At 69.9% G+C, this 25,118-nt stretch carries 19 protein-coding genes and 1 pseudogene; 10 read left to right on the top strand and 10 right to left on the bottom strand.

Annotated elements, in window-relative coordinates:
- Positions 1 to 133: 133 nt before the first annotated feature.
- From E5671_RS31785 to glgB, 5 genes are all read left to right on the top strand, one after another.
- Entirely contained in the window at positions 134 to 1,348 is a 1,215-nt protein-coding gene (locus E5671_RS31785) for a S8 family peptidase (protein WP_160507314.1), read from the top strand.
- A gap of 404 nt (positions 1,349 to 1,752) precedes the next feature.
- On the top strand, positions 1,753 to 3,900 hold the full coding sequence (locus E5671_RS31780) for an alpha-1,4-glucan--maltose-1-phosphate maltosyltransferase (RefSeq protein WP_160507313.1): 2,148 nt from the start codon (positions 1,753 to 1,755) through the stop codon (positions 3,898 to 3,900).
- A complete protein-coding gene (gene treS, locus E5671_RS31775) occupies positions 3,897 to 5,597 on the top strand; it encodes a maltose alpha-D-glucosyltransferase (protein ID WP_160507312.1) in 1,701 nt (566 codons plus the stop codon). Before E5671_RS31780 ends, treS begins: the two co-directional genes overlap by 4 nt.
- Before the next feature lie 120 nt (positions 5,598 to 5,717).
- A complete protein-coding gene (locus E5671_RS31770) occupies positions 5,718 to 7,139 on the top strand; it encodes a maltokinase N-terminal cap-like domain-containing protein (RefSeq protein ID WP_160507311.1) in 1,422 nt (473 codons plus the stop codon).
- Positions 7,140 to 7,165: 26 nt separating this feature from the next.
- Positions 7,166 to 9,499, top strand: a complete 2,334-nt coding sequence (glgB, locus tag E5671_RS31765; RefSeq protein ID WP_160507310.1) for a 1,4-alpha-glucan branching enzyme — start codon at positions 7,166 to 7,168, stop codon at positions 9,497 to 9,499.
- 16 nt (positions 9,500 to 9,515) lie between these two features.
- On the opposite strand, the gene E5671_RS31760 is transcribed toward glgB, so the two are convergent.
- The 5 genes from E5671_RS31760 to E5671_RS31740 all read right to left on the bottom strand — a co-directional run bounded on the left by E5671_RS31760 (position 9,516) and on the right by E5671_RS31740 (position 14,042).
- Entirely contained in the window at positions 9,516 to 11,756 is a 2,241-nt protein-coding gene (locus E5671_RS31760) for a HelD family protein (protein ID WP_160507309.1), read from the bottom strand.
- 158 nt (positions 11,757 to 11,914) lie between these two features.
- Positions 11,915 to 12,253 carry a thioredoxin gene (gene trxA / locus E5671_RS31755; RefSeq protein WP_202122459.1) on the bottom strand — a complete coding sequence of 113 codons (339 nt, stop codon included), beginning with the start codon at positions 12,251 to 12,253 and terminating at the stop codon, positions 11,915 to 11,917.
- A gap of 24 nt (positions 12,254 to 12,277) precedes the next feature.
- Positions 12,278 to 12,670, bottom strand: a complete 393-nt coding sequence (locus tag E5671_RS31750; protein ID WP_160507308.1) for a MerR family transcriptional regulator — start codon at positions 12,668 to 12,670, stop codon at positions 12,278 to 12,280.
- Between the two features lie 42 nt (positions 12,671 to 12,712).
- Entirely contained in the window at positions 12,713 to 13,075 is a 363-nt protein-coding gene (locus E5671_RS31745) for a VOC family protein (protein ID WP_160507307.1), read from the bottom strand.
- Positions 13,076 to 13,145: 70 nt separating this feature from the next.
- Positions 13,146 to 14,042 carry an NAD(P)-dependent oxidoreductase gene (locus E5671_RS31740; RefSeq protein WP_160507306.1) on the bottom strand — a complete coding sequence of 299 codons (897 nt, stop codon included), beginning with the start codon at positions 14,040 to 14,042 and terminating at the stop codon, positions 13,146 to 13,148.
- Between the two features lie 86 nt (positions 14,043 to 14,128).
- On the opposite strand from E5671_RS31740, the gene E5671_RS31735 reads away from it, so the two are divergent.
- A protein-coding gene (locus tag E5671_RS31735) for an IS5 family transposase (RefSeq protein ID WP_160507305.1) occupies positions 14,129 to 14,946 on the top strand; the annotation gives its coding sequence in 2 pieces (ribosomal slippage) (positions 14,129 to 14,471 and positions 14,471 to 14,946; 819 coding nt in all).
- Between the two features lie 122 nt (positions 14,947 to 15,068).
- On the opposite strand, the gene E5671_RS31730 is transcribed toward E5671_RS31735, so the two are convergent.
- On the bottom strand, positions 15,069 to 15,674 hold the full coding sequence (locus E5671_RS31730) for a mycothiol-dependent nitroreductase Rv2466c family protein (protein WP_160507304.1): 606 nt from the start codon (positions 15,672 to 15,674) through the stop codon (positions 15,069 to 15,071).
- A 139-nt stretch (positions 15,675 to 15,813) separates the two neighbouring features.
- Here E5671_RS31730 and E5671_RS31725 point away from each other — a divergent pair.
- A pseudogene (locus tag E5671_RS31725) lies at positions 15,814 to 16,776 on the top strand (glycoside hydrolase family 16 protein); the annotation flags it as partial.
- A gap of 19 nt (positions 16,777 to 16,795) precedes the next feature.
- Here the strand turns inward: E5671_RS31725 and E5671_RS31720 are convergent.
- The 3 genes from E5671_RS31720 to E5671_RS31710 form a co-directional block, all read right to left on the bottom strand.
- Entirely contained in the window at positions 16,796 to 17,674 is an 879-nt protein-coding gene (locus E5671_RS31720) for an SGNH/GDSL hydrolase family protein (RefSeq protein ID WP_160507303.1), read from the bottom strand.
- A gap of 195 nt (positions 17,675 to 17,869) precedes the next feature.
- Complete coding sequence (locus tag E5671_RS31715) at positions 17,870 to 18,355, bottom strand: HIT family protein (RefSeq protein ID WP_160507302.1); 486 nt, start codon at positions 18,353 to 18,355, stop codon at positions 17,870 to 17,872.
- Between the two features lie 211 nt (positions 18,356 to 18,566).
- A complete protein-coding gene (locus E5671_RS31710; RefSeq protein ID WP_160507301.1) occupies positions 18,567 to 20,279 on the bottom strand; it encodes a DHA2 family efflux MFS transporter permease subunit in 1,713 nt (570 codons plus the stop codon).
- A gap of 139 nt (positions 20,280 to 20,418) precedes the next feature.
- Here E5671_RS31710 and E5671_RS31705 point away from each other — a divergent pair, with 139 nt between their 5' ends.
- Positions 20,419 to 21,057: a TetR/AcrR family transcriptional regulator gene (locus tag E5671_RS31705; protein ID WP_160507300.1), complete on the top strand. Its 639-nt coding sequence runs from the start codon at positions 20,419 to 20,421 to the stop codon at positions 21,055 to 21,057.
- On the opposite strand, the gene E5671_RS31700 is transcribed toward E5671_RS31705, so the two are convergent.
- On the bottom strand, positions 21,054 to 22,442 hold the full coding sequence (locus tag E5671_RS31700) for a cation:dicarboxylate symporter family transporter (protein ID WP_160510532.1): 1,389 nt from the start codon (positions 22,440 to 22,442) through the stop codon (positions 21,054 to 21,056). The genes E5671_RS31705 and E5671_RS31700 overlap by 4 nt on opposite strands.
- A gap of 209 nt (positions 22,443 to 22,651) precedes the next feature.
- Here E5671_RS31700 and E5671_RS31695 point away from each other — a divergent pair, with 209 nt between their 5' ends.
- Positions 22,652 to 24,313, top strand: a complete 1,662-nt coding sequence (locus E5671_RS31695) for a sensor histidine kinase (RefSeq protein WP_160507299.1) — start codon at positions 22,652 to 22,654, stop codon at positions 24,311 to 24,313.
- A complete protein-coding gene (locus tag E5671_RS31690; RefSeq protein ID WP_160507298.1) occupies positions 24,310 to 24,996 on the top strand; it encodes a response regulator in 687 nt (228 codons plus the stop codon). Before E5671_RS31695 ends, E5671_RS31690 begins: the two co-directional genes overlap by 4 nt.
- The last annotated feature ends 122 nt before the right edge of the window (positions 24,997 to 25,118 follow it).

Raw genomic sequence — 25,118 nt, 5'->3', positions numbered from 1 at the left:
CGCCGTGTGGTCTTGTAGGGCCTCACGCCACACGAGAGGCTGCCAAGTGGCGCTCGTGGAGGATACGGGGAATCCGGCACAGACCGCTCCAACTCCGCGAGTGGCACGTCAAGTTGGGGAGGGAAACCAGCGTATGACTCTGACGCGAAAGAAGCGTTTGCGGTGGGCGGGAGCCGTCACCGCCGCCACCACGGCGGCGGTGCTTTCGGCCATCACGCTGCCCGCAAACGCCGCTCCCGCCGATGCCCCGCTGGGGGAGATACTCGGCGCCGGGGAGCCCGGTTCCATCAGCGGAAGTTACATCGTCACGCTCAAGGGCGGCACCGAGGCCCCGTCGGATGCGGGCAAGGGGCTCGCCGCGAAGTACGGGGCGGAAATACGTCACACCTACAGCACCGCGCTCAACGGTTATGCGGTGCGGGTCAGTTCGGATCAGGCCAAGAAGCTCGCGGGTGACTCGAAGGTCGCATCCGTCGTCCAGGACAGCACCGTGTCCCTGGACCACACCCAGAAGAATCCGCCCTCCTGGGGACTCGACCGGATCGACCAGAAGAATCTGCCGCTCGACAAGTCCTACACCTCGCCCGAGTCTTCGGGGCAGGGCGTGACGACGTACGTCATCGACACCGGCATCCGCACGTCGCACCAGGACTTCGGCGGCCGTGCGAGCAGCGGCTGGGACTTCATCGACAACGACGCCACGGCGCAGGACGGCAACGGGCACGGCACGCATGTCTCCGCGACCGTCGCGGGCGAGAGCCACGGCGTCGCCAAGAAGGCGAACGTCGTGGGCGTCCGCGTGCTCGACGACGCGGGGTCGGGGTCGACGGCGCAGGTCATCGCCGGCATCGACTGGGTGACGAAGAACGCGAAGAAGCCCGCCGTCGCCAACCTCAGCCTGGGTGGCTCGGCCAACGCCCAGCTGGACGCGGCCGTACGCAACTCCATCGCGTCCGGGGTCACTTACACCGTCGCGGCGGGGAACGACGGGCTTCCCGCGTTCCTGTTCTCGCCGGCCCGCGTGAAGGAAGCGGTCACGGTCGGCGCGACCGACGCCAAGGACGCCAGGGCGAGCTTCTCCAACTGGGGCAGCAGCCTCGACCTGTTCGCGCCGGGCGTCGGCATCACCTCCGCGTGGAACACGAACGACGCCGCCACGGACACCATCTCGGGTACGTCGATGGCCTCGCCGCACGTGGCGGGCGCGGCGGCGCTCTACCTCGCCGATCACCCGTCGGCCGCCCCGGCCGAGGTGAGCAAGGCGCTGTCCGACCGGGCGGTGCCGGGCAAGGTGACGGGCGCCGGCCTCGGCTCCCCGAACAAGTTGCTGCAGGTCAACAACCCGTAGAGCACGACGCCTCACAGAACCGGCCCCGCCGCACACGGCGGGGCCGGTTCTGCGTGCGCGGGCGCGGCCTTGCCTCAGGCGTCAACCCGAAGCACCCTCGATAGGACGCCGGTCATGTATGAGGCCTTACGCACCAGTAGTGCTGCACGCCCCGGGGGACGCTCCCCGGACCCCCAGCCGGAAAGACGGGGCCCGCCCCCGGTCTTGTATGAGGCCTTACGCACCAGTAGTTAACAAAGCGCCGGATTGCCCACCCGAAGTTGGTGGGAAGGCTCCCCCGGTACGCACACGGCTCAGTACGGTCAGTCACGACTCAGTACGGCCCCGCAAGCGCGGCACGCAGTCGCTGAACCCCTCCACACCCCCGTATCCGCCCCACTTATGTAACGCGGACAGGAGCGGTCATGCCCTCAACTCGCCCGTCGGCGAAGCCCTCGGGAAAGGCCCCCACAAGGGTGCCCGAGCCCTCGGCACCACAGCAGGACCCGGAGCAGGAACCCACCCCGCAGGACCCACCCCCGCGATCCGCCCGGCCGGGCACCCTCACCGGCCGCATACCCGTCCTCGACATCGCACCCCTGGTCCACGGCGGGCGGCGGCCCGCCAAGGCCGTGGTGGGCGAGACCTTCCAGGTCACCGCCACCGTATTCCGCGAAGGCCACGAGGCGGTCGCCGCCAACGTCGTGCTGCGCGATCCGGAAGGGCGCCCCGGGCCATGGACTCCCATGCGCGAGCTGGCCCCCGGCACCGACCGGTGGGGCGCGGACGTCACTCCGGACGCGGAGGGGAACTGGACGTACTCCGTCGAGGCGTGGGGAGATCCCGTCACCCAGTGGCGGCACCACGCGCACATCAAGGTACCGGCGGGCATCGACACCGAACTCGTCCTGGAGGAAGGCGCCCGCCTGCACGAACGGGCCGCGGCCGGGGCCCCGGTGAGCAAGGGCCGCCGCGCCACCCTCCGCACCGCCGCCGAGGCCCTGCGCGACGCGGAGCGTCCCGTCGCGGCCCGTCTGGCGGCCGCTCTCACCCCGGAGGTGGACGCGGTCCTCGCCGAGCATCCGCTGCGCGAACTCGTCACGGAGTCGGAGCGGTTGCCGCTGCTCGTGGAGCGGGAGCGGGCGCTGTTCGGGTCCTGGTACGAGTTCTTCCCGCGCTCGGAGGGCGCCGTCGTCCGCAAGGGGCAGCCCCCGAAGTCGGGCACTTTCCGCACGGCCGCCGAGCGGCTGCCTGCGATCGCCGCGATGGGCTTCGACGTCGTCTACCTGCCGCCCATCCACCCCATCGGAACCACCTTCCGCAAAGGCCCCAACAACTCCCTCTCCCCCGGCCCGCACGACGTCGGCGTGCCCTGGGCGATCGGCTCCCCCGAGGGCGGCCACGACGCGATCCACCCCGACCTGGGCACCCTGGAGGACTTCGACGCCTTCGTACGCCGCGCCGGCGACCTGCACCTCGAAGTCGCCCTGGACTTCGCCCTGCAGTGCTCCCCCGACCACCCCTGGGTGGACAAGCACCCCGAGTGGTTCCAGCACCGTGCCGACGGCAGCATCGCCTACGCGGAGAACCCCCCGAAGAAGTATCAGGACATCTACCCGCTGGCCTTCGACCGCGACATGCCCGGTCTGATCGCCGAGACCCTACGCCTGCTGCGGTTCTGGATGGACCACGGCGTGCGTATCTTCCGCGTCGACAATCCCCACACCAAGCCGGTCGCCTTCTGGGAGCAGGTGCTTGCCGACATCAACCGCACCGACCCCGACGTCATCTTCCTGGCGGAGGCCTTCACGCGCCCGGCCATGATGCGCACCCTGGCCGCCATCGGCTTCCAGCAGTCCTACACGTACTTCACCTGGCGCAATGCCAAGGATGAACTGACGGACTACTTGGGCGAGTTGTCAGGCGAGACTGCCCATTACCTCCGGCCGAACTTCTTCGTCAACACCCCGGACATCCTGCACGCCTACCTCCAGAACGGCGGCCGCCCCGCCTTCGAGGCCCGCGCGGTGCTCGCCGCAACCCTCGCGCCGACGTGGGGCGTCTACAGCGGATACGAACTCTGCGAGAACGCCCCGGCGCGGGCCGACAGCGAGGAGTATCTGAACTCGGAGAAGTACCAACTGCGGCCGCGCGACTGGGAGTCGGCAGAGCGCACCGGTTCCACCATCGCGCCCCTCATCACCACGCTGAACCGCGTACGGCGCACCAACCCCGCCCTGCGGCAACTGCGTGACCTGCACTTCCACCCCACGGACCAGGAAGCGGTGATCGCGTACTCGAAGACGGCCAGTGACAAGGACGGATCGAACACGGTTCTGGTGGTCGTGAACCTCGACGCCCACCACACCCAGGAGGCCACGGTCTCGTTGGACATGCCGAAACTCGGCCTCCCCTGGCACGAGACCGTACCGGTGCGCGACGAGCTCACCGGCGACACCTATCACTGGGGCAGGACCAACTATGTGCGCCTTGAGCCGGGCCGCGCGCCCGCGCACATCTTCAGGGTCCTGCGACCGTCCTCACCGTTGATCGGAGGGTCACCCACACCATGATCATCAATGAGCCCGTCCAGGACACATTCGAGGACACGCCCGCCAAGGACCGGGACCCCGAGTGGTTCAAGCGCGCCGTCTTCTACGAGGTCCTGGTCCGCTCCTTCCAGGACAGCAACGGCGACGGCATCGGCGACCTCAAGGGCATCACGTCCAAGCTGGACTATCTGCAGTGGCTGGGCGTGGACTGCCTGTGGCTGCCCCCGTTCTTCAAGTCCCCGCTGCGGGACGGCGGTTACGACGTCTCGGACTACACCGCTGTTCTTCCCGACTTCGGTGATCTCGCCGACTTCGTGGAGTTCGTGGACTCCGCGCATCAGCGGGGCATGCGCGTGATCATCGACTTCGTCATGAACCACACCAGCGATCAGCACCCGTGGTTCCAGGCATCGCGCAACGACCCCGAGGGCCCCTACGGCGACTACTACGTCTGGGCGGATGACGACAAGCAGTACCAGGACGCGCGCATCATCTTCGTCGACACCGAAGCCTCCAACTGGACCTTCGACCCGGTGCGCAAGCAGTACTTCTGGCACCGCTTCTTCTCCCACCAGCCCGACCTCAACTACGAGAACCCCGCCGTCCAGGAAGAAATCATCTCCGCCCTGCGCTTCTGGCTCGACCTGGGCATCGACGGATTCCGCCTGGACGCCGTGCCCTACCTCTTCGCCGAAGAGGGCACCAACTGCGAAAACCTCCCCCGCTCCCACCACCTGCTCAAACGCGTCCGCGCCGAGATCGACGCCCACTACCCCGACACCGTCCTGCTCGCCGAAGCCAACCAATGGCCCGAAGACGTCGTCGACTACTTCGGCGACTTCAAAGACGGCGGCGACGAATGCCACATGGCCTTCCACTTCCCCGTCATGCCCCGCATCTTCATGGCCGTCCGCCGCGAATCGCGCTACCCCGTCTCCGAAATCCTCGCCAAGACCCCCGCCATCCCCTCCGGCTGCCAATGGGGCATCTTCCTGCGCAACCACGACGAGCTCACCCTCGAAATGGTCACCGACGAAGAACGCGACTACATGTACGCGGAATACGCCAAAGACCCCCGCATGCGCGCCAACATCGGCATCCGCCGCCGCCTGGCCACCCTCCTGGACAACGACCGCAACCAGATCGAACTCTTCACCGCCCTGCTGCTGTCCCTGCCCGGCTCACCGATCCTCTACTACGGCGACGAGATCGGCATGGGCGACAACATCTGGCTCGGCGACCGCGACGCGGTGCGCACCCCCATGCAGTGGACACCCGACCGCAACGCCGGCTTCTCCTCCTGCGACCCCGGACGCCTCTACCTCCCCACGATCATGGACCCGGTCTACGGCTACCAGGTCACCAACGTCGAAGCCTCCATGTCATCCCCCTCCTCCCTGCTCCACTGGACCCGCCGGATGATCGAGATCCGCAAACAGAACCCCGCCTTCGGACTCGGCTCCTACACGGAGCTCCCGTCGTCGAACCCGGCGGTGATCGCGTTCCTGCGCGAGTACAAGGACGACCTCGTGCTGTGCGTGCACAACTTCTCGCGGTTCGCGCAGCCCACGGAGTTGGATCTCCAGACCTTCAACGGCAGGCACCCGGTGGAGCTGATCGGCGGGGTGCGCTTCCCGGCCATCGGCGAGCTGCCCTACCTGCTGACTCTGGCCGGACATGGCTTCTACTGGTTCCGGCTGCGCAGGGACCCGGCGTAGGCTCCACCCCTGCGACTCCCGTGCGGGGCGGTTTCCACCGCCCCGCCCTGGGCACTCTCCCCGCACAACCGGCACTCCCGCACTCCTCCCTTGTCCGCACCGCGGAAAGGACGCGACGCCATGTCGGAAGCCGTCACCCGCCCAGGCATCACCGCGGACGCGCTGCTCGCCTCGCTCGATCCGCTGCTGCGCGCGTGGCTGCCACGGCAGCGCTGGTTCGCGGGCAAGGGCCGCCCCATCACGGACTTCACCCTGGCCACGGCGACCGAACTCCTTCCGCCCACCGCCGAGTTGGGGCTCCTGCACCTGCTCGTACGGGTCCGGCAGCCCCAGGTGCCCGGCCAGGCGGTCGGCGCGCACCCACTGCCCGCCGACTGCTATCAACTCCTCATCGGCGTACGGCGCGAGCTGCCGCCGCGCCTCGCGCCCGCGCTGATCGGACATGTGACGCGGGGGCCCCTCGCCGGGTTCACGGTCTACGAAGCGATGCACGACTCCCGTATGTCCGGATTCCTCCTTGAGGCGCTGCGCACGCAGGCACGCGTCGGCAAGCTCCGCTTCGAGCGCGACCCCCGCAAGGACATAGGCGCTGATCTCGCGCCGCGCGTCCTGGGCGCCCAGCAGTCCAACTCCTCGCTCGTGTACGGCGATACGTTCATTCTGAAGCTGTTCCGCCGCATCGTTCCCGGAGTCAATCCCGACCTGGAGCTGCCCCTGCTGCTGGCCCGCGAGGGCTGCCCGCAGGTCCCGGCGCCCGCGGCCTGGTTCCTGGCGGACGCCGGGGGCACCAAGGACGCGGTGAACGTCCTCGGCGTGCTCCAGCCCTTCCTGAAGGGCACGGTGGACGGCTGGGAGCTGGCCCTGCGGGAGCTCGCCGCGGAACGGGACTTCAGCGAGGAGGCGCGGGCCCTCGGCCGGGCGACCGCAGAGGTGCATCTGGCGCTCGCCCGCGCGCTGCCCGCCGTCACGCTGGGCCGCGCCCAGGTGGAGCTGGTCGCCGAGGGCATGGCCGATCGCCTGGACGCGGCGGCCAAGGCGGTGCCCGCCCTGCTGCCGTACGCCCCCGCCCTGCACACGACCTTCGAGGCGCTCGCCGACCTGGGGCGGGGCGAGGCGAACTGGACGGCCCAGCGCATCCACGGCGACCTGCACCTGGGGCAGTGCCTGCGCTCGCCCGCCGGTGAGTGGTCGCTCATCGACTTCGAGGGTGAGCCCTCGCGCCCGCTGGCCGAGCGCAGGATGCCGCAGCCGCCGGTGCGCGACGTGGCGGGCATGCTCCGGTCCTTCGACTACGCGGCGCGCTCGCACGAACCCTGGGCGCCGGAGTGGGCGGGCGACTGCCGGGCGGCGTACTGCGCCGGGTACGCGGAGGTCACCGGCCGTGATCCGCGGATGGACCCGGTGCTGCTGCGCGCCTACGAAACGGACAAGGCGGTGTACGAGGTCCTCTACGAGGCCCGCCACCGCCCCGACTGGCTCCCCGTCCCCCTCGCCGCGATCAAACGCCTCGCCACGAACGGCCCCGCCACCGAAGCCCACTGACCCGCCATCGCCGAGGAGGCTCCCCCGTGACCCCCCGCCCGCAGCCGCGCAAACCGTCCGACGAGGCCAGGAAAAAGGGCAAGCGGAAGCCGGAGCCTCCCAGCCGGACACCCGAACCGCCCCGGCAGAAGCAGCCAAAGGGCGGCCGCCGCCCCGCGTCGCCCGTCCCCCAGGCCGACCGTGCCCGCCTCCTCGGCGGCACGCACCACGACCCGCACGGGGTGCTCGGCGCCCACGTCGTGCGCGAGGGCGTCGCCTTCCGCGCGCTGCGGCCGTACGCCCGCTCCGTCACCGTCGTCGCCAAGGATCTGCGGGCGGAGCTGGGTGACGACGGGGACGGGTTCTTCTCCGGGGTGCTCCCGCTGAACGAGGTCCCCGATGACTACCGGCTCCACATCACGTACGAGGACGCCGAACTGGAGATCCACGACGCGTACCGCTTCCTGCCCGCGCTCGGCGAGTTCGATCTGCATCTGATAGGCGAGGGCCGCCACGAGCAGTTGTGGCACGCGCTCGGATCGCGCCCGATGGTGCACGAGGGGGCGACCGGGACGCGCTTCACGGTGTGGGCGCCCAACGCCTTGGGCGTGCGCGTGGTGGGCAGCTTCAACTTCTGGGACGGCACGGGATTCCCGATGCGCTCGCTCGGCGGCACCGGCGTATGGGAGCTGTTCGTTCCGTCCGTCGGCGAGGGCGAGCTGTACAAGTACGAGATCACCAGGCCCGACGGCACGAAGACGCTGCGCGCCGACCCGCTCGCCCGCCGCACGGAGGCACCGCCCGCCAACTCCTCCGTCGTGCACGAGTCGCACCACGAGTGGCATGACGCGGAGTGGCTGGCGCGCCGCGCGGAAACCCCCGTCCACCAGGCACCGTTCTCCGCCTACGAGGTCCATCTGGCCTCCTGGCGCCCTGGCCTGACGTACCGCCAGCTTGCCGAGCAGCTGCCCGCGTATGTGGCCGATCTGGGGTTCACGCACGTCGAGCTGATGCCAGTGGCCGAGCACCCCTTCGGCGGCTCGTGGGGCTATCAGGTCACCGGCTTCTACGCGCCGACGGCCCGCCTCGGCACGCCCGACGACTTCAAGTACCTGGTCGACGCGCTGCACAGGGCGGGCATCGGCGTCCTGATGGACTGGGTGCCCGCGCACTTCCCGCGCGACGACTGGGCGCTCGCGGAGTTCGACGGAAAGACGCTGTACGAGCACGAGGACCCGGAGCGGGCCGCGCACCCCGACTGGGGCACCCTGGAGTTCGACTACGGCCGCAAGGAGGTCCGCAACTTCCTCGTAGCGAACGCCACTTACTGGTGCGAGGAGTTCCACATCGACGGCCTGCGCGTCGACGCCGTGGCCTCGATGCTCTACCTGGACTACTCGCGCGAGGACGGCGAATGGTCCCCGAACGTGCACGGGGGCCGCGAGAACCTCGACGCCGTCGCCTTCCTCCAGGAGATGAACGCGACCGTCTACCGCCGCGCCCCCGGCGTCGTCACGATCGCCGAGGAGTCCACGGCCTGGGACGGCGTGACCCGCGCGACGCACCACCAGGGCCCAGGCGGCTTCGGCGGGCTCGGCTTCGGCCTGAAGTGGAACATGGGGTGGATGCACGACTCGCTCGACTACGTGTCGAAGGAGCCCGTGCACCGCAAGTTCCACCACAACGAGATGACGTTCTCGATGGTGTACGCGTACAGCGAGAACTACGTCCTGCCGATCTCGCACGACGAGGTCGTGCACGGCAAGCGGTCCCTGGTGTCGAAGATGCCAGGCGACTGGTGGCAACAGCGCGCCAACCACCGCGCCTACCTGGGCTTCATGTGGGCCCACCCCGGCAAGCAACTCCTCTTCATGGGACAGGAGTTCGCCCAGGGCGCCGAGTGGGCGGAGGGGCACGGCCCCGACTGGTGGCTGCTCGACCCGGCGTACGGGGCGGAGGCCGACCACAGGGGCGTACGCGATCTCGTACGCGACCTCAACACCGTCTACCGCCGCGAACCGGCCCTGTGGCAGCGCGACACCGACCCCGGCGGCTTCGCCTGGGTCGATGGCGACGCGGCGGAGGACAACGTCTTCGCGTTCCTGCGGTACGCCGCCGAGGACACCGAGGGCGCGGGCGGCGCGCCTCTCCTGGCCATCTCGCACTTCTCGCCGGTGGTGCGGCACGAGTACCGCCTGGGCGTACCCGGCGAGTTCACCGCCTGGCGCGAGGTCCTGAACACGGACACGGCACGCTACGGCGGCGGCGACGTCACCAACCCGGACCCGGTCAAGACCGAGCCGGTGGCGTCGCACGGCCGCCCCGCGTCGCTGCGCCTCACCCTGCCGCCGCTGGCCACGGTGTGGCTGCGACCGGTGTGAACCAGCCGACGGTGAACTAGTCGAACTGCTTGAGCGCCACCGGCAGTTCCTCGGCGTGCAGGATGCCGAGCCGCTGCGTGGCCCGGGTCAGGGCCACGTACAGGTCACTCGTGCCGTAGCGGCCCGGCTCCACCACCAGGACCGTGTCGAACTCCAGGCCCTTCGCCTGACGCGGGTCGATCAGGACGACCGGCCGCGTCAGGTCCGGGGCCTCCCCGGCCGTCACTCCGGGGAGCTTTCCGGCGAGCTCGGCATGGAGCTCGCGCGGGGCGATCACCGCCAGGCGGCCCTCGTCCCGTGCCTCGTCCGCCACCGCGTCGGCCACGGCCGCGGCGAGGTCGTCGGTGCGGCGCGCCCAGGGGAGCACGCCCGTGGACCGCACCGAACTCGGCGGCTGGAAGTCGGGGTACTCGACGCGCGGCACCTCGGCGGCCACGTCCATGATCTCCACGGGCGTGCGGTAGTTGACGCCGAGGCGTGTGTACTCCCAGCGGTCCTCGACGTACGGGGACAGGATCGTGTCCCAGGAGCCGCAGCCGCCGGCCTCCGCCGTCTGGGCGGGGTCGCCGACCAGCGTCATCGAGCGGGTCGGACAGCGCCGCATGAGCAACCGCCAGGCCATGGCGGAGAGTTCCTGCGCCTCGTCCACGATGATGTGCCCGAAGGCCCACGTACGGTCCGCCGCGGCGCGCTCGGCGGCGCTGCGGTGGTCGGCCTCCTCCTGGCGCTCGGCCATCCGCTCGGCGTCGATGATGTCGTGCGCGAGCAGGACCTCGGATTCCTCGTCGTCCTTGTCCTCGAACTCATACGTACGGGACGCGTACGAGACGTCCAACACGCCCTGTGCGTAGGCGATCTGCTTGGCACGCTCGGCCTCGGCCATCGCACGCGCCGCGCTGTCGTCGCTGCCGAGCAGCTCGGCGGCCTCGTCGAGCAGCGGGACGTCGGCAGCCGTCCATGCGGCACCGCGCGGGCGCCGCACGATCTCGGCGTCCGCCTCCGGCAGGTGCGGCGTCGGCTCCTCCAGGAAGTCGGCGAGGAAGCCTTCCGGGGTGAGCTGGGGCCACAACTCCTCGATGGCGGCGTGCACTTCGGGGCTGGCCGCGATGGCCTTGCCGAGCTGGGCGATGTCGTCGGGGCCGAGGAAGTTGGGCCCGCCGTACGGGTCGGCTCCGAGCCGCTCGGCGAGCTGCTCGGTAAGCATGTCGATGATGCGGAAGGCGAAGTGCGGGCGGCCGAGGTTGTGCGGGACGTCCGCCTCGCGGGCCGCCTCGCGTGCTTCGTGGGCGATCGTCCAGTCCAGGACGAGGTCACCGTCGTCGTGCTCGATGATCAGCGGGGCGCCGGGCTCGGGGGTCTGCTGCCGGTCGCGCAGGGCGGCGGCGAGCACGTCCGCCATCTCCGCGCGTCCCTTCACCTCAGTGGCCTCGGGGGTTTCGGTGCCGGTGGCACTCACGCCGGGGAACAGCTCGCCGACCGTGGAGAGGAGGACGCCTGTCTCGCCGAGCGCGGGCAGGACCTCGCTGATGTAGCCGAGGAAGGCGGGGTTCGGGCCGACGATCAGGACCGCGCGCTTGGCGAGCAGCTGGCGGTGGGCGTAGAGGAGGAACGCGGCACGGTGCAGCGCCACAACCGTCTTGCCGGTGCCGGGGCCGCCCTCGACGACGAGGACGCCGTGGTGCGGGGCCCGGATGATGCGGTCCTGCTCGGCCTGGATGGTCTGCACGATGTCGTGCATGCGTCCGGTGCGAGCCGAGTCGAGGGCGGCGAGCAGCACCTCGTCGGCGTTCGCGCCCTCGTGTCCGGTGCGGGTGGTGTCACCGAGATCGAGGATCTCGTCGTGCAGGGCCGTCACGTCGCGGCCCTCCGTGGTGATGTGCCTGCGCCGGCGGAGCCCCATCGGCGTATGACCGGTCGCGAGATAGAAGGGGCGCGCGACTTCCGCACGCCAATCGATCACGAGTGGGGTGCGTTCGATGTCGGACGCACGGATTCCGATGCGCCCGATGTGGTGATCACGGCCGTCGCGGAATTCGAGCCTCCCGAAGCAGAGGCCGTTCTCTCCCGCGTTGAAGGCGGCCAGCAGTCCCGACCGCTCGGCCACCAGGACGTCGCGCTCAAGCCTGGCCTGCAGACCGTTGCCGACCTGCGTCAACGACGCCCGCACGGCGGCTTGTGCCTCCTCGCGCAGCGCGTCGAGGCGCGCGTACAGCCCGGAGACGAATTGCTGCTCTTCCCGCAATTCCTCGGTTGACAATTCAGCCCCTCGCCAGTTACAGTGCTCTTATACAGATTCTCGCTATTCCTGTGCGCTTAATGAGCCAGGGGTCGCGAAAGGATCCAATATACGCCAGGAAAAGCCCCGGACGTCAATTCGTCCGGGGCTTTTCTCTTTCTGTTCACGTACCGCGTAGGTCAGAGCACCTCGGCCTCGGCGAGATCGGCGAGCAGCTTGCGCTTGGGGCGCGCGCCCACCATGGACTTCACCGGCTCACCGCTCCGGAACACCAGGAGGGACGGCACGGACAGAATCCCGTACGCGATCGCCGTCTGCGGATTGTGGTCCACGTCGAGCTGCACGATCTTCAGCCTGTCCTCCTCCTCGCGTGCGATCTCGCTGAGCACCGGGGCGAGCTGCCGGCACGGGCCGCACCACTGAGCCCCGAACTCCACGAGCACGGGCAGTTCCGACTTGAGCACCTCCCCCTCGAAGTCCGCGTCCGTCACCTCGGCCACGCCGTCCGCCTTGACCATCCCCATGCTTCCGCTCCCTCTCCCTCAGCCCGTCAGTTCGCAACTCGGGTCCGGGCCGCCCGGAACCGCCGCCTCGGCGCGCAGCAGCTGCGCGCCCACCTGCTCGCGCACCGCGCTCAACTCACTGATCAGCGCGTCGAGTTCACCGATCTTGCGGCGGTAGACGTCGAGCGAGGCCGGGCAGGAGTCGCCCGCCGGATGCCCCGACCGCAGACACTCCACGAACGGCCGCGTCTCCTCCAGGTCGAACCCGAAATCCTGCAAGGTCCTGATCTGCTCAAGGAGACGCACGTCGTCCTCGCCGTAGGTGCGGTAGCCGTTGCCGCTGCGACGGGCGGGCAGCAGCCCCCGTGACTCGTAGTACCGAAGCGTCCGCGTGGTGGTGCCGGCCCGATCCGCAAGTTCGCCGATGCGCATGCGTACGACGGTAATCCTTGACGTGGGCGTCAAGGCCAGCGCTCAGAGAGCCTTCGGCGGCTGATGCAGGCCGAACGTCGACCCCTGGTCGTCCTTGCAGAGCCGGAACCGGCCGAACGCGGCGTCGGACTCCTCGCTCTCGCCACCGATGGGCGCCTCGACGGTGCCGCCCAGCTTGATGACGCGGGCCAGCGCGGCCTCCATGTCGTCGACCTTGAAGAAGAGGTACGGCGCGGCCCCCGCGTCGCCCCCGTGCATGCCACCGGAAACCCCCGGGGTGTCGATCACATACCCCTGCCCCGACGGCCCCGGCTCGAAGGACCAGCCGAGCAGCTCCCCGTAGAAGGCCCGCCCCCGCTCCGGGTCCTCGACACCGATCTCGAAGAAGCTCGGTTCACCAGTCATCGCACGGCTCCTGCTCTGTGACGGCAGTCACTTTCACCGTACGCCGTGAAGGGCGGGGCGCGCCTGCCGGTCAGTGGGCCCGCTGCTCCGGCGTGCGGACGGCCTCGATCGTGGCCGTCCAGCCGTCCGCGCCGTGCCCCTTGGCGATGGCCCGGTCCAGGACTGCCTTGATGCCGGTCAGGGCGCCCACGTCGAGGCCCCGGTGCGCGGAGGCGTGGATGATGTGATCGACGTTGACGGCCTCCGTGACGAGCGGGGCCTGCTCGCCCGGGTAATCGCCGGAGTCGACCTCGCTCCCCATCTCCTCGATGATCGGCGGGAGGATGGAGAGCAGGGCGCTCATGTACGGGGCCAGCTCCGCGCCCTTCACTCCGTCCGCCCCGGCCAGCGCGAAGGCGTGCACGAGGCCGGACATGCTGGTCCAGAAGAAGTCGAGCAGAGCGTTGTCGTAGAGGGCCGCGAGGCCGTGGTCCTCGCCGAGGTACACGGTATTGCCGCCGAGCGCCTTGAGGGTGCCCTCGTGCCGCTCGTACACGGACTTGGGGCCGCTGTGGAAGAGCAGGGCGTCAGGGGTGCCGATCACCGTCACGGGCACCAGGATGGCGCCGTCCAGGTAGTCGATGCCGTGCCCGGCGGCCCAGGCGGCGGCCTCGCGGGACCGCTCCGGGGTGTCCGATGTGAGGTTGACCAGGGCGCGCCCCGACAGCTCCGCGGCGATCGGGCCGAGCACGGCCTGCGAGACCTCGTAGTCGGAGAGGCAGACGACCACCAGGTCCGAGGCGCCGACCGCCTCGGCCGCGGTGGCGGTGCGCACGGCGCCTCTGGCCACGAGGTCATCACCCTTGCCGGGCGTGCGGTTCCAGACGGTGGTGGGGTGACCGGCCTTGAGGAAGGCACCGGCGAGGGCCTGGCCCATGGCACCGAGGCCGAGGACGGTTACGGGGGTGTCGGGCTGCTGATTTGCCATGACGACCATGCTTGGCGCGCGCCCGCACTCCCACAAGTACCGACTAAGACGTTGTCCTATGTGGTGAGGCGGAGTAGTACTGCAACATGGGTCAGGGGACGTGGAGTTGGATTGTTCCGGACGGATTGTGGGAGATCGCGAAGCCGTTGATCCCGCCGCCGAGAGTGCGTCCGCAGGGCGGCGGGACACCGGATACGCCTGATGAGACGCTGTTCGCCGCCATCATCTATGTGCTGGTCAGCGGATGCGCCTGGCGGCATCTGCCGCCCTGCTTTGGGATCTCGAAGTCGACTGCTCATCGCCGGTTCCTGATCTGGTCCAGAGCCGGCGTCTGGGGCCGGCTGCACGAGGCCGTGCTCCACCAACTCGATGACGCCGGCCTCATCGACGTCACCCGCGTCGTGCTCGACACCGCCCACGTCCGCGCTAAAAGGGGGGCGAACACACAGGTCCCAGCCCCGTGGACCGGCGCAAGCCGGGTACCAAGATGCACATCCTGTCGGACGCGAACGGGCTGCCCCTGGTCGTCGGGATCTCCGCGGCGAACATCCACGACAGCCAAGGACTGAAGCCGATGGTGGCGGGACTCCAAACGCAACACGACCCGTATCGCGGCCGCTACTTCAAGCCCCAACGCCTCCACGCGGACAAGGCTTACGACGTCCCCGTCCTGCGGCGATGGCTCTGGGGCAAACACATCGGCGTCCGTGTCGCGCGCAAGGGCATCGAATCCAGCGAACGACTGGGGCGTCGCAGGTGGGTGATCGAGCGGACCTTGTCCTGGCTGACCGGCTACCGCCGCCTCAGCCCCCGCTACGAACGCCACCCCTCCAACTACCTGGCCTTTCTCGCCCTGGCAGCGGCCCTGTGCTGTTACAAGCGACTACTCCGCCTCACCACATAGGACAACGTCTAATTAGTCAGGTACTTACGAAGAGGTAAGCATGCGGGGGCACTTGGGCCCGGCGGCGGGCGGGATCAGGGGTCAGGGGTCAGCCGAAGTCGAAGTCGAAGGCGGCTCGATGGTCAGCCGAAGTCGAGTTCGCCGTACGCCCGCTTCAGTTCGCAGAAGCCCTGGACTCCCGCCATCAGCACCACCCCGTCCCACAGCCGCCCCGCCGCCTCCCCCTTCGGCGCGGGCGAGACGACCGGACCGAAGACCGCGCCCACCCCCTGGACGGAGAGCACCGGCGTCCCGACGTCGTGGCCGACCAGCTCGACGCCCTGCTCGTGCGAGGCCCGCACGGCAGCGTCGTACTCCTGCGTCCAGGCCACCGCGGCGAGCTCCGTGGCCAGTCCGGCGTCGGCGAGTGCGCGCTCGGCGCCGTCCCATTCGCCCCGCTCGTGCAGCCGCACCCCGAGCGCGTCGAGGTACCTGCCCAGCGCCTCGCTCCCATGCCGCGCGGCCACGGCGGCGCAGACCCGGCCCGGACCCCGCATGTAGTCGCCCCACTGGCCCTCGGGGTCCTCGGGGTCGACATCGAGGTCTTCGTTCAGGACCGAGAGGCTCATCACCCGCCACCGCACGGTGACGTCCCGCACCCGCTCGACCTCACGGATCCACCGGGAGGTGAGCCAGGTGTAGGGGCAGACGGGGTCGAACCAGAAGTCGACGTGCTGCGGGGTACCCATCCAACTACCGTACGCCTTCGAGAAGTTGAGGTTCCGGACCCATTGACGTCCGGCATGTCTGCAACTACAAAACCCGGAGAGCGTTCTGAGAGCGCTCTCACCGGTACGCACACTCCCCCCACGGAGGTGTTCCATGCGCATGAGCACCACTCGCACTTCTCGCATCGGTCGCTTCACCAAGTCCCCCCGCACCGCTCCCGTCCTGGCCGCTCTGGCCGCCGTCGGCCTGCTCGGCGCCCTGATGACGCCCGGCACGGCACGCGGCGACGTCCCGCCGCCGGCGCCCGGCTGGTCGCTGGAGTGGAGCGACGACTTCAACGGCGCCGCGGGCTCCCGGCCCTCCGCAGACAACTGGCAGATCGACCTCGGGCACAACTACCCTGGCGGGCCCGCCAATTGGGGCACGGGCGAGATCCAGTCGTACACGGACTCCCCCGAGAACCTCGCCCTGGACGGAAACGGCAGCCTCCGGATCACTCCGCGCAGAGACGGCGCGGGGAACTGGACCTCGGCCCGCATCGAGACGAAACGCAGCGACTTCAAAGCACCGGAGGGCGGCACGCTCGCCATCGAGGGCCGCATCCAGATGCCGAACGTCACCGGCGAGAGCGCGCTCGGCTACTGGCCCGCTTTCTGGGCTCTCGGCGCGCCCTACCGCGGCAACTACCAGAACTGGCCGTCGATCGGCGAGTTCGACGTGATGGAGAACGTGAACGGCATCAACTCGGTCTGGGGCGTGCTGCACTGCGGCGTGAACCCGGGCGGCGACTGCAACGAGACGCAGGGCCTCGGCGCCAACCGGGCCTGTCCCGGCGCGAGTTGCCAGTCGGCGTTCCACACGTACCGCTTCGAATGGGACCGCTCGACGACCCCGAACCAGTTGCGCTGGTATGTGGACGGGGAGCAGTTCCACACCCTCTCCCAGGACCGCTTCTCCGCGGCCGCGTGGTCCAACATGACAAACCACGCGGGCTACTTCATCCTGCTGAACGTCGCGATGGGCGGCGCCTTCCCCGACGGCGTCGCCGGCAGGGCGACACCGGTCGCGCGGACGGAGCCGGGGAAGGCGATGGCGGTGGACTACGTGGCGGTGTGGACGAAGCGGCCGTGACCGGTGGCGGTCACTTGAGGCTCAGCACGCCGATGGCCTGATCGGCCATCCCCTTCTCGCCGAGGGCGTTCGGGTGCACCGGGACGAAGTTGGTGCCGAACAGCACGGGCTCGATCCACCGGGTGCCCAGCGGCTTGCAGGCGTCGTGCCCCTCCGATGCGGCGGCCATGTCCACGAACGTGGCACCCGTCTCGGAGGCGGCGCGCTGCACGGTCTTGTTCAAGTGGGCCTGCAGTTCCCGCAGGTAGGGCACGTCGCCCTCGGCCACCGGCATCTTGGCGAAGCAGGTGGGGTCCGACTTGGCCGGGACGATCCACGGATAGCCCAGTACGCCGATGCGCGCGTGCGGGGCCTTGGCCTTGACCGCTCGCAGGGCGGTCTTCAGAGCGGGGTACGTACTGGCGTCGATCGCCTTGGTGAACTTGTCTCCGTTGGCGTCCTTGCAGGGGCTGCCCTTGCCTCCGGAGAGCACTCCGGCGGAGCCGCAGGCGAGGATCGCGCTGATGAAGGTGTTGTTGTCGTTGCCGCCGATGGTCAGTGTCACCACATCGGTGTCGGCGTCGACCGCGTCGAGCTGCGGGGCCACGCCGGGGTACTGCGACCCGGCGAAGTCCTTGGTCTGGGCTCCGCCGCAGGTCACGTCGGTGAGCCGGGCGCCCGTGCGCTGGGCCACGACGTGCGGGTAGTTGGCCGTCGAGCGCGCGCAGAGGAGGGGCGCGGTCGGGTCGAGAGGGAGGACGCCGGATCCGGCGCTGAAGCTGTCGCCGAGGGCTACGTAGTCGAGCGGTTCGCCGCCGGTCGCCTGGGCGGGGGCGGCCAGGCCGAGGGTCGCGGTTCCGGCGGCGGCGAGGGCGGCTGCCAGGCGCAGGGCGCGTGCGCGGATCACCATCTGGAGTCTCCTTTGAATCCGATGGGGGGTCAGTCCCGGGGAGGAGCAGGCACGCCGCGGGCGCCAACAGCCGTACTGTGCAAGGGATTTGGGCAGGCTCCAGCGGCTTTTGGCGGGTCTCGGTGGTGCAACGCTGAAGTTACTGGCAGGTTTGAACAAGAGTCAACAGTTTGCACACGCGTCCACCTGGTTGGCTCAACCCGCACCCAGCGCACGCCGCACCCGCCCGCAGAACTCCTCCACGGCAGCGGTTTCCGGCTCAGCGCCCTCGGCGAACAGCGCTCCCTGGAGGCCGGGCCCGTACGCGCCGCCATGGCGATCGATGTCGGACGTGCGGGCAGGCTGCACCACGAAGTGGATGTGACCGGGCACGCGCCCGGCATGTGACCAGAGGCAGACGTACACCTGCTCGCACTCGTCGCCAACCGCCGTGCGCACGGCGGTGGTTACCCGTGTGAGCAACGGGCCGAGCTCGGCGCCTTCCTCGACGCCGAGCTCGTGTACGCCCGTGATGTGCCGCAGCGGTTTGACGATGAGGGTGCCGACACCGAGGGGGCCGACGCAGTGCTCGACGGTCCAGTGCGGGGAGCGCAGCAGGGTGCCGCCGAGCAGCGGGACGGTGCCTGCGGCCAGCCCGCAGGCCAGGCAGTCGGGTCTCTCCCCCGGCGACTCGGACTCCATGAACTCCGCCCCCGATCCCCGTAGTTCCGACCTAGAGATTATCCCCCAACGTCCCGCCACCCCTGCCCCCCAGGGGGCAGGCGTAGTTGCCCCTATCCCCTACGTCTGACACGCGCTGCGGGGTGAACGGGTGGGTGGGCGGGAGAAATCCGCCGCGAAGCGGCGGCACAGGCAGATACGGCGCCGCACCCGAAGAGGCCCCGCCCCTCGGCTACCGCCGCCCCGCGGCCTCCGCGGCCTCCGCGGCCTCCGCGGCCTCCGGAGCGTCCGAGGGCTCCAAAGCCTCGGTCACCGCCACGGCCGCGCCCTTCCGGCGCCCCGGCAGCAGCACAGCGACCACAACAGTCCCCACCCCCAGAATCACCGCACCGATCAGACTGGTGTGGGCCACCGCGCCAGAAAACGCCGAGCCCACCGCATCGGCCATCTGGTGCGCGCCCCCGGCCAGTTCCTGCGCCTGCGCCTTGAGCCGCGCCGCCTCCTCGGGCGAGGAAGCCCCCGCCGCCTTCTCCGAGAGCGCTCGCGCCTGGTCGGCGATGCCCTGCGCGACGCCGTTGCCCGCGCCCACCGAGTCCTGTGCCGTGTCGAGCGCGGAGGCGGGAAGCTTGCTGCCCGCTGTCTCGTCGGCCAGCTTCGACGAGTACGAGCCCGCGAGGACCGAGCCGAGCACCGCGATCCCGAGCGAGCCGCCCAGCTCCAGCGAGGTGTCGTTCACCGCGCCGCCCACGCCGAGCTCCGACTCGGGGAACGCGCCCATGATGACGTCCGTGCAGGGCGATACCGCGAAGCCGAGGGACAGGCCGAGGATAACCAGCGGCGCCACGAAGTCCCCGTACGTGGAGCCCGCCTCGATCTGCGTCAGGAGGGCGAGGGCCACCGTGCCGCCCACCATGCCCGCCACCACCATGATCTTGCCGCCGATGCGCGGCGCGAGGATCCCGGTGACGGCCGAGCCCACGAACACCGCTCCGGCCAGCGGCAGCATGCGTACGCCGGTCTCCAGCGGGTCGTAGGCCAGGACGAACTGGAGGTGCTGGGTCAGGTAGTAGAAGGCGCCGAACACCGCGAGGAAGAAGAGCGCCACGGCGAGGTTCGAGCCCGCGAAGCCGCGCTGCGTGAACTTGCGTACGTCCAGGACCGGGCGCGGGTGCTTCAGCTCCCAGATGATGAAGGCGATCAGGCCGACGCCCGCCACCACCGCGGCGGAGATCGCCCGCACGCCCCACCCGAAGTGCGGCCCGTCGATGATCATGAAGATCAGGGAGCCCACCCAGACGACCGAGAGCAGGCCGCCCACGTAGTCGATCCGGCCGTGCTGCGCGGCCTTCGACGGCGGTACGAGGACGAACGCGCCGACGATCGCGAGCACCGCCACCGGGATGTTGATCAGGAACGTCGAGTGCCAGCCGTTGTCACGGAGCAGCGCGCCCGCGATCAGCGGACCCGCGGCGATCGCGATGCCTGACGTGGCCGCCCAGATGGTGATCGCCTTGGCCCGCTCCGCCCGCGGGAAGGTCGAGGCGAGGAGCGAGAGCGTCGCGGGCATGATCAGCGCCGCGCCCACACCCATCACCGCGCGGACCACGATGACCGCCGTCGAGCTGTCGACCATCGCGCCCGCCCCCGCGCCGACGGACATGATCACCAGGCCGAGCACCAGCGCGCCCCTGCGGCTGCACTTGTCGCCGATCGCGCCGAGCAGCAGCATCAGCGCGGCGTACGGGACGGTGTAGGCGTCGATGACCCACTGCAGGTCGGAGCTGGACAGGCCGAGGTCCATGGTCATGTCGGGTGCGGCCACCGTCAGCGCGGTGTTCGCCATCACGGCGATCAGCAGACTCAGACACAGGACACCCAGGGCCCACCAGCGGCGGGCGTACGGACGGTCCATCCGTTCGACCGGTTCCTTGATCAGCAGAGGCATTGGATTCCACCATCCCGTTTCTTGCACAGATATTGCACAACCCTGTGCAACTACACACTGATGTGCAAGATACCCGATGTTGCACAGCTATGTGCAAGTGGGGTGCGCGAGGGCGCCGCGGAGTGGGCAGAATGGGGCCATGAGCCCCCGCCCAGCGAGCAGCGTCAGAGCCGACGCCAACCGCCGCCGCATCCTTGACGTCGCTGTCGCGGAGCTGCTGCGCGACCCCGACGCGTCCATGGACCAGATCGCGCGCGCCGCGGGCGTCGTGCGACGGACGGTGTACGGGCACTTCCCCAGCCGTGACGCCCTGATCGAAGCGATCGTGGAGCGGGCCGTCGAGGCGGTCGAGACCGCGCACGCGGCGGGCCGCGAGGGCATCGACGACCCGGCGGAGGCGGTGGCCAGCTCACTGCTCGCCGTGTGGGAGGTCGCCGACCGCTACCGCCTGCTGCTGTCCCTCGCCCAGCGGAGCATGACGCTGAGCGGCATCCGCGAACGGCTCGGCTGCGTCCACGAGTCCGGCATGGAGATGTTCCGGCGCGGCCTGGACGACGGCACGTTCGTCTCGCCGCTGCCGACACGGGCGCTCGGCTACGTACTCGAAGGGATCCTGTTCGCCGTGATGGAGGCCGTCAACGACGGTGTCGTACCAGCGGAAAAGGCGGGCAGGTCCACCGCGATCACGTTTCTGACCGCGGCGGGCCTGCCCGCCTCACAAGCCACCGAGCTGGTGACGAGGGTCGCCGACCGCAGGGCGGCGACCACCGACGGCTAAGCCGTCAGGGACTTCTTCTCGACGCCTTCCGGCTGCGAAGGAACGGCGTCCACCGCGTCCGGGTCCACGTCCTCCTGCTCGGGAGCACCGTCGTCGAGCAGCGTCTTCTCGTCGAACGGCAGCTTCCCGTCGAGCACGAGCTCGACCCGCTCGCGGTCGACCTCCTTGGTCCACGTGCCGATCAGGAGCGTCGCCACCGCGTTGCCGGCGAAGTTGGTCAGCGCGCGGGCCTCGCTCATGAAGCGGTCGACGCCGATGATCAGGCCGACGCCGTCCACCAGGCCCGGCTTGTGCGACTGCAGACCACTGGCGAGGACCGCGATGCCGGAGCCCGAGACACCCGCGGCGCCCTTGGATGCGATCATCATGAACAGCAGCAGGGAGATCTGCTCGCCGATGCCGAGCGGCTGGTCCATCGCCTCGGCGATGAAGAGCGACGACATGGTCAGGTAGATCATCGTGCCGTCGAGGTTGAACGAGTAGCCCGTGGGGACCGTGATGCCGACGACCGGGCGGCTGACGCCCAGGTGCTCCATCTTCGCGATGAGCCGCGGGAGCGCGGACTCGGACGAGGAGGTGGACAGGATCAGCAGGAACTCGCGGCCCAGGTACTTCAGAAGCTTGAAGAGATTGACGCCGGTCACCAGGCGCAGCAGCGTGCCGAGCACGATCAGGATGAACAGCGCGCAGGTGACGTAGAACCCGACCATGATCGTGGCAAGGGCCTTCAGGGCGTCCGTGCCGGTCTCGCCGACCACCGCGGCCATCGCGCCGAACGCGCCGACGGGAGCGGCCCACATGATCATGCCGAGCACGCGGAAGACCAGCCGCTGGATGTGCCCGATGCCGCGCAGGATCGGCTCCCCGGAGCGGCCCATCGCCTGCAGCGCGAAGCCCACGAGCAGCGCGACGAGCAGCGTCTGCAGCACCTCGCCCTGGGTGAAGGCGGAGACGAGCGTCTTCGGGATGATGCCGAGCGCGAAGTCGACGAGACCCTTGTTCGCCTCATCGGCCGCGTCGTGACCCGCGCCCTTCTCGGAGTCGGAGATGTCCATGCCCGAGCCCGGGTGCAGGATGTTGCCGACGATCAGGCCGATGGCGAGCGCGACGACCGACATCGCGACGAAGTAGGCGAGTGCGAGGCCGCCGACCTTGCCGACCTTGGCGGCCTTACGGACGGAGCCGACGCCGAGGACGATCGTGCAGAAGATGATGGGCGAGATCATCATCTTGATCAGGTTCACGAAGCCGGTACCGACCGGCTTGAGCTCCTTGGCGAAGTCGGGCACGAGCAGGCCGACACCGATACCGAGAACCACGGCGATGATGACGGCGATGTACAGATAGTGGGTCCGGTCCCGCTTGGCAGCGGGCGCCGGTGCCACCTGGCTGTCGGTGGTGTCGGCCACGAGGGCCCTCCTTGAACGACTACGTCGGCGTTTTCGGCCAGTGCGTGCGGCTCACGTCCTGGTTCGCCCGTGCGTGCGGCTCACGTCCTGGGCAGGCGGATCCCGGTGACTATCTCTCGCCCTGTGAGGGCGGTCACCCTTACGGTCATTTAGTTCGCACTTACGCGGCGAGGCAGACTTGCACCATGTCCCTCGCCCGCCCGCCCCGGCCGCGCAGCCTCGCCGGGCAGCTCTTCGCGATGCAGATCGTGCTGGTCACCGTCGTGGTGGCCGGATGCGCGCTCTTCACGTTCCTGAGCGACCGGCAGCAGGCGGAGGAGGGCGCGCGCCGCCAGGCGACGGCCGCGGCGCGGGCGGTCGCGGACTCCCCTTCGGTACGTGAGGCCGTGCGTGGCCGGAATCCGACGCAGACCCTCCAGCCGTACGCGAGCGACGTACGCCGGCACACCGGGGTCGACTTCGTCACGATCATGGACCCGGACGGCATCCGCTGGACGCACCCCGACGAGGAGCAGATCGGCGAGCGCTTCCTCGGCCACCGTGCGGAAGCCCTGCGGGGCAGGACCTTCACCGAGACGTACACGGGCACGCTCGGCCCCTCGGTCCGCGTGGTCACACCGATCCGTGCCGACGACGGCACGGACCGCATCACCGGCCTGGTCAGCGCGGGCATCACCATCGAGGAGATCAGCGAGAAGGCGCGCGGCCAGCTGCTCGCCCTGCTCGGTGTCGCGGCGGGCGCGCTCGCGCTCGGCGGACTCGGTACGTACGTCATCAACGCCCGCCTGCGCCGCCACACCCACGGCATGAACGCCGCCGAACTGAGCCGCATGCACGACTACCACGAGGCCGCGCTGCACGCGGTGCGCGAGGGGCTCCTGATGCTGGACGGGCAGCGGCGCATCGCCCTCATCAACGACGGAGGGCGCGAACTGCTCGGCGTGTCGGGCGACCTGGTCGGCAAGAACGTCGCCGAGCTCGGCCTGCCCGCGCCGCTGACGGGCGCGCTGCTCGCGACCGAGCCGCGGGTGGACGAGCTGCATCTGACGGCGGACCGGGTGGTCGTGGTGAACACGTCGCCCGTGTCGAGCGGTGAGCGCAGGGGCACGGTCGTCACCTTGCGCGACCACACCGAACTCCAGGCGCTGACCGGCGAGTTGGACTCGGAGCGCGGCTTCACGCGGGCGCTGCGCTCGCAGGCCCACGAGGCGGCGAACCGTCTCCACACGGTGGTCTCCCTCATCGAACTGGGCCGCGCGGACGACGCCGTCGACTTCGCCACGGCCGAGCTTGAGCTGGCCCAGACGCTGACGGACCAGGTGGTCGCGGCCGTGAGCGAACCGGTACTCGCGGCCCTGCTCCTGGGCAAGGCCGCCCAGGCGAACGAACACGGCGTGGAGCTCGTCGTCTCCCCCGACAGCAGCATCGACGACGGCATGCTGCCCGCTGACCTGCCGGCGCGCGACCTGGTGACGGTCCTCGGCAATCTGATCGACAACGCGGTGGACGCGGCCCAGGGATCACCCGCGGCCCGCGTCACGGTGACGGCACACGCGGACGAGGCGGGACTGACCCTGCGGGTGTCCGACACGGGCCCCGGCGTCGACCCGGCCCACACGGAGGCGGTCTTCCAGCGCGGCTGGTCGACGAAGGCCACAGCAGGCCGCGGCCTCGGCCTGGCCTTGGTCCACCAGACGGTGACGAAGCATGAGGGGTCGCTTACGGTGCGGGAGGCGGAGGGGGGTGGGGCGGAGTTCGAGGTGCGCCTGCGGACGACGGCCTCGCTGCCGGGTGCGGATGACGAGGCGTGCGGTTCCCCGGCCGCAGCAAACGGAGGCACCAAGTGACCGAGCCCATCCGCGTCTTGGTCGTGGAAGACGACCCCGTGGCCGCCGACGCCCACGTCCTCTACGTGAACCGCATCCCCGGCTTCAACGCCGTAGGCAAGGCGCACAGCGCCGCCGAGGCGAAACGCGCCCTGGACCGAACCGAGGTGGACCTCCTCCTCCTGGACCTGCATCTCCCGGACGGCCACGGCCTCCAGCTGGCCCGCACCCTGCGCGCCGCGGGCCACCGCACGGACGTCATCGCCGTCACATCGGCCCGCGATCTCGCAGTCGTACGCGAGGGCGTCTCGCTCGGCGTGGTCCAGTACGTACTGAAGCCCTTCACCTTCGCCACCCTCCGCGACCGCCTCACCCGCTACGCCGAGTTCCGCACCGCCGCGGGCGAGGCCACCGGCCAGGACGAGGTGGACCGCGCCCTGGCCACCCTGCGCGCGCCCGGCCCCGCCGCCCTGCCGAAAGGGCTCAGCGGCCCCACCCTGGAGAGGGTGACCCGCACCCTGCGGGACGCGCCCCCCGAGGGCGTCACCGCCGCTGCCGCCGCCGAGACCGTGGGCATCTCCCGCATCACCGCGCGCCGTTACCTGGAGCACCTGGTCACCACGGGTTGCGCCGCCCGCACCCCGCAGTACGGCCACGTGGGCCGCCCCGAGTACGCGTACCGCTGGCTGACATCGAACACCTGAGGCCCCAAGTCCCTCCCTCCGTACAGCTGTTGCCGCCTCCAATAACAACGTTGTCACGTTGATGACAAGGGGCGACGCACGGGCATTGACCTTGCTCCGAACCCGCCCTTACGTTCACCGGG

Origin of the sequence: Streptomyces sp. BA2, from assembly GCF_009769735.1 — a bacterium.
Lineage (GTDB): Bacteria > Actinomycetota > Actinomycetes > Streptomycetales > Streptomycetaceae > Streptomyces.
Note: the sequence above shows the minus strand (reverse complement) of the source record. Positions and strands in the feature narration are given on the sequence as shown.